This window comes from Mesorhizobium sp. M7A.F.Ca.CA.002.04.1.1 (assembly GCF_004022805.1).
Lineage (GTDB): Bacteria > Pseudomonadota > Alphaproteobacteria > Rhizobiales > Rhizobiaceae > Mesorhizobium > Mesorhizobium ciceri.
In genome coordinates, this window is record NZ_RZPL01000463.1 from 1 (window position 1) to 4,640 (window position 4,640).

Sequence of the window (4,640 nt, forward strand, 5' to 3'; positions counted from 1 at the left end):
TTCCTGCATATCGGCTCGACCGCCATTCTGCGCGCCGACGGCAAGCTCGCCAACCGGGCGCTGCTGTTCGGGCCGGATGGTGCTGCGCTCGCCGCCTACGACAAGATCCACATGTTCGACGTCGATCTCGACAATGGCGAGAGCTGGCGTGAGTCCGCCGCCTATGAACCGGGAACCGAGGCCGTCGTCACCGACATCGAGGGTGCAAAGCTCGGCTTCGCCGTTTGCTACGATCTGCGCTTTCCGCAACTCTTCCGCGCCGAGGCGTTGGCCGGCGCAGACCTGCTTTCCGTACCGGCTGCCTTCACCCGCCAGACCGGCGAGGCGCACTGGCACGTGCTGCTCAGGGCCCGCGCCATCGAGAACGGCGCCTATGTCGTCGCCGCCGCGCAAGGCGGCTTGCATGAAGACGGCCGCGAGACTTACGGCCATTCGCTGATCGTCGATCCGTGGGGCCGGATCATTGCGGAAGCCGCGCATGACGAACCGGCGGTGATCGTCGCCGAGATCGACCCGGCGCAGTCGCTTGCCGCGCGCAAGAAGATCCCCAATCTCAGGAATGCGCGGGATTTCGCCGTCAATGCCGGCTCGGGCGAGGCGCCGCGGCTCAGGGGTGCAGCCTCTTGATCCGTTTTGCCCTGATCTGCGAGCACGAGCACGAATTCGAAGGCTGGTTCCGCAGCAACGACGATTTCGACACCCAGAAGAAGCGCGGCTTCGTCGATTGCCCGAGCTGCGGTTCGCACAAGGTGCAGAAAGCACTGATGGCGCCGGCCGTCTCCACGGCGCGCAAGCAGGAAACCATAGCGCTGGCCATGGGCGAGGCGCAGAAGCAGGCTTTGGCGCAGCTCAAGGCGATGGCCGAGAAGGTGCGCGAGAATGCCGATTATGTCGGCGACAAGTTCGCCGAGGAAGCGCGAAAGATCCATTTCGGCGAGAGCGACCCGCGTGGCATCTATGGCGAGGCGACGCTGGACGAAGCCAAGAGCCTGGTCGAGGACGGCGTCGAGTTCATGCCGATCCCGGTGTTTCCGGACGACCGCAACTGAGTTCCGAGGGAGCTTTGCGCGACCCAGAAGCGATTGAGCCGCGACGCAGCATAAGAGCCGTCGTTGGCCGATTGGCCCGCTGGGGCGCCGTCAAGCTTAGCGGTACCCGAACGATCGACGGGTTGCTCATCATCAGCGACAAGGGCACCGACAAGATCGTCGAGGCGCTTCAGCTTATTCGTGATTTTGATCCAGTGCGCTACAGACGGCTGCTTGGTGACGTAAGACAGGTATTTGTCACAACCCTTCCTGCTTCCGTCGCGCAATGGGCAAACTCTTCCAAGGCATGCGAATTGGACGAGCGCCATATCATCAGCGAAAGGACGACGCCGGAATTGGTCGCTTCGATTATCGTCCATGAAGCCACCCACGCGCGGCTTATGCGATGTGGTATCGGCTACGAAGAGGCGCTGCGGGATCGCGTGGAGCAGGTCTGTCTGCGTCGAGAAATAGCCTTTGCGGCCAGATTGCCGACCGGAAAGGGCCGGAGCCAGCAAGCCGAAGCGACACTCGAGGCCATGCCGGACTTTTCCGACAAGGCGATGAGTGAGCGCTATCTCAGCGGTTTGCGGGATGCTCTGCTCTACCTCAACATGCCGACCCGGCTTGTCGACCTCACCGTATCATACCGCCGCTGGAAACACCGGCGCCGGTTCTCGCCGCAGCCTACGAACTGACCCGGCTTAGCTCACGCTCCCGATCAATTTCTCAAGCAGCCGAGAGAGCGTCTCCCGTTCGGCCGGTGTCAGGCCGGAAAGAATCTCATGCTCGTTGGCAACATGGGCGGCAATAGCCTCATCGATCAACGCGAGACCCTTTTCGGTCAGCCGCACGACAATGCCGCGCCGATCGTTGGGGTGCGGCCCGCGCAGGATCAATCCGGACGTTTCGAGCCGGTCGAGCCGGTTGGTCATGGCGCCTGACGTCACCATCGTCGCTTCATAGAGGGCGGTCGGCGTCAGGGCGTAGGGTGATCCAGAGCGGCGCAGCGTTGCCAGCACGTCGAATTCCCCGGACTGCAATCCATAACGGGCAAACAACGGCGCCAGGCGCTCGCGGGCGATCAGCGAGGCGGCCTCGTTCAGCCGCCCGAGCACACCCATCGGCGAGACGTCCAGATCGGGTCGTTCCCGCTTCCATTGCTCGATCGCCCGTGCTGCCCTGTCCAACTGTCTCACCATCATTTATCTTGACGTTAAGAATCTTTCCGTTATCTTACTGCAAGATGCAATGCCGGCCAAGAGCCGCGCTACAGGATTCGGTCAATGAAGCTTCTCTGGGATTCGGCGCTCGGCCTGCTGGTCGTCACCGGCGGCCTGCTCGGCCTGACGCTGCCGTTCGGCAAGCTCGCCACGGCTGCCGGCGTGCCGGCCATGGTCTGGGCCTTCGTCATCTCGCTCGGCGCCGGCGGGGTCTTGCTGTGCATGCTCTTGGCTCGCGGCAAGCGGGTCCGGCTCACCGCGCACAAATTGCGCTATTTCTTCGTCACCGCCGCGGTGTCCTATGCTGTCCCCAATCTCCTGATGTTCTCGGCCATCCCGCATCTGGGCGCCGGCTACACCGGCATCATGTTCACGCTGTCGCCGGTCATCACGCTGGTGTTCTCGATCCTGCTGCGTGTCCGGCGCCCCAACATGCTGGGCATTGCCGGCATCGCCGTCGGCTTCGTCGGCGCCGTCATGGTCGCGGTGACGCGCGGCGAGGCCGGCCAGCCGGCCGATTTGTTCTGGGTGGCGATGGGGTTGCTCATCCCGGTCAGCCTTGCCGCCGGCAACATCTATCGCACGGTCGACTGGCCGGACGGTACCGGCCCGATCGAGCTTGCCGTCGGCAGCCATCTGGCGTCGGCGGCGATGCTGCTTGCCGGCATTCTCCTCCTGTTCGGCGGCGAAGCTTTCGTCCCACTCGGCGGCGTGCCGCTGGTCGTCGTCGCGCAGGTTGCGTCGGCATCGGCGATGTTCGCGTTCTTCTTCCGGCTGCAGGCGGTCGGCGGTCCGGTCTATCTCAGCCAGATCGGTTATGTGGCGGCGGCCGTCGGCCTGTTTGCCGGAACCCTCTTCCTCGGCGAGCACTATCAACTGCTGACCTGGGCAGGCGCGCTCATCATCACTGCCGGCGTGTTCATCACCACCAGGGCACAAAGCCAGAAGGCGTGAGCGGTCGCAGGGGATCCGAACTGCCTTCGCGCCTGGAGCCGATCTCACCTGAATTTGTATCCAGATCTGCTTTATCTTCTTGTTTGAGCGTGGTCTTTTCCGAGGACCTTTCCCTTTTTGGAATCGTGCTCTGGAGCAAGCCATGACCGAACCGAAGACATCCGAGGGGACTGCCGTCGATGTAGCTGATTTTCGCGCCGCGATGCGGCTGATCGTCGGCAATGTCAGCGTCATCACCGCCGGCACCGGCGAGGATCGCTCCGGTCTGGTGGTCATTTCGGTCGTCTCGCTGTCGGCCGAGCCGCCCAAGGTGATCGCCTGTGTCAACCGGTCATCGTCGACCTGGCCGGTGATCGAACGCTACCGGCATTTCGGCGTCAACTCGCTTGGCCCCCAGCATCAGCGCGTGGCCGAGCGGTTCTCCGGCTTCGGCGGCATCAAGGGCAAGGACCGCTATGAGGGCGCCGAATGGGTGACGCTCAAGACCGGAGCTTTGCTGCTTTCGGATGCGGTGGCCGCATTCGACTGCAGCCTCGATGAAATGATCGATCGCGGCACGCATTCCATCGTCATCGGTTCGGTCGAGGCCGTGCGCACGTCCGATGCCGGCCAGGCGCTGATCTACTGGCGCGGCGGCTACAGGCCGCTGAATTCTGAATAGATCAGACCGAGCCTTTTTCCGCCAGGACCATGTAGTTGACGTCCATGTCCTTCGACCGCGCCCAGCGGTCGGCCAGCGGATTGTAGGTGACGCCGGTGCGGTCGATGATGGTCAGGCCGGCGCCGCCAAGCGCCTTTTCGAGCTCTTCCGGGCGCACCAGCTTGCCGAACTGGTGGGTGCCGCGCGGCAGCCAGCGCAGCACATATTCGGCGCCGATGATGGCTAAGCCCAGCGCCTTCAGCGTGCGGTTGATGGTGGCCACGAACATGATGCCGCCGGGCCGCACCATCTCGCCGCATTTGGCGACGAACAGGTCGATGTCGGCGACATGCTCGACCACTTCCATGTTGAGGATGACGTCGAATTTCTCGCCGGCGTCGGCAAGGTCCTCGGCCGTCGTGGCGCGATAGTCGACGCTGACATTGCCTTCGGCGGCGTGCAGCTTGGCCACTTCGATGTTGGTTTCGGAGGCATCCGCGCCCACAACCTCGGCGCCAAGCCGCGCCATCGGCTCGCACAAAAGTCCGCCGCCGCAACCGATGTCGAGGATGCGCAGTCCCTCGAAAGGCCTTGCAGCGCGTGGGTCACGGCCGAAGCGCGTCGCTATCTGGTCGCGGATATAGGCCAGCCGGACCGGATTGAATTTGTGCAGGGGACGGAACTTGCCGTTCGGGTTCCACCATTCGGCGGCAAGGGCGGAAAAGCGTTCCACTTCTCCGGCATCGATCGTCGATCGTCGGGGCTCTGGCATAGTTGGTCTCCTCGACACTACAG

At 63.5% G+C, this 4,640-nt stretch carries 7 protein-coding genes; 5 read left to right on the forward strand and 2 right to left on the reverse strand.

Annotation, left to right across the window (positions count from 1 at the left end; all coding sequences use genetic code 11):
• The 3 genes from ENZ75_RS21710 to ENZ75_RS21720 all read left to right on the forward strand — a co-directional run.
• The coding region (locus ENZ75_RS21710; RefSeq protein WP_164887913.1) for a carbon-nitrogen hydrolase family protein at positions 1-627 on the forward strand (627 nt) is incomplete at its 5' end.
• A complete protein-coding gene (locus ENZ75_RS21715; protein WP_013529451.1) occupies positions 624-1,049 on the forward strand; it encodes a DUF1178 family protein in 426 nt (141 codons plus the stop codon). The genes ENZ75_RS21710 and ENZ75_RS21715, both read left to right, overlap by 4 nt.
• A 122-nt stretch (positions 1,050-1,171) precedes the next feature.
• Positions 1,172-1,726: a hypothetical protein gene (locus ENZ75_RS21720; protein ID WP_164746265.1), complete on the forward strand. Its 555-nt coding sequence runs from the start codon at positions 1,172-1,174 to the stop codon at positions 1,724-1,726.
• Positions 1,727-1,732: 6 nt separating this feature from the next.
• Here the strand turns inward: ENZ75_RS21720 and ENZ75_RS21725 are convergent, their stop codons facing one another.
• Entirely contained in the window at positions 1,733-2,218 is a 486-nt protein-coding gene (locus ENZ75_RS21725; protein WP_013529453.1) for a MarR family transcriptional regulator, read from the reverse strand.
• A 96-nt stretch (positions 2,219-2,314) separates the two neighbouring features.
• Between ENZ75_RS21725 and ENZ75_RS21730 the strand changes: the two genes are divergently transcribed.
• On the forward strand, positions 2,315-3,205 hold the full coding sequence (locus ENZ75_RS21730) for a DMT family transporter (protein ID WP_013529454.1): 891 nt from the start codon (positions 2,315-2,317) through the stop codon (positions 3,203-3,205).
• Between the two features lie 142 nt (positions 3,206-3,347).
• Positions 3,348-3,866, forward strand: a complete 519-nt coding sequence (locus ENZ75_RS21735; RefSeq protein ID WP_013529455.1) for a flavin reductase family protein — start codon at positions 3,348-3,350, stop codon at positions 3,864-3,866.
• A gap of 1 nt (position 3,867) precedes the next feature.
• Here ENZ75_RS21735 and ubiG read toward each other — a convergent pair whose 3' ends face one another.
• Entirely contained in the window at positions 3,868-4,617 is a 750-nt protein-coding gene (gene ubiG / locus ENZ75_RS21740) for a bifunctional 2-polyprenyl-6-hydroxyphenol methylase/3-demethylubiquinol 3-O-methyltransferase UbiG (protein ID WP_023811162.1), read from the reverse strand.
• Positions 4,618-4,640: the final 23 nt, after the last annotated feature.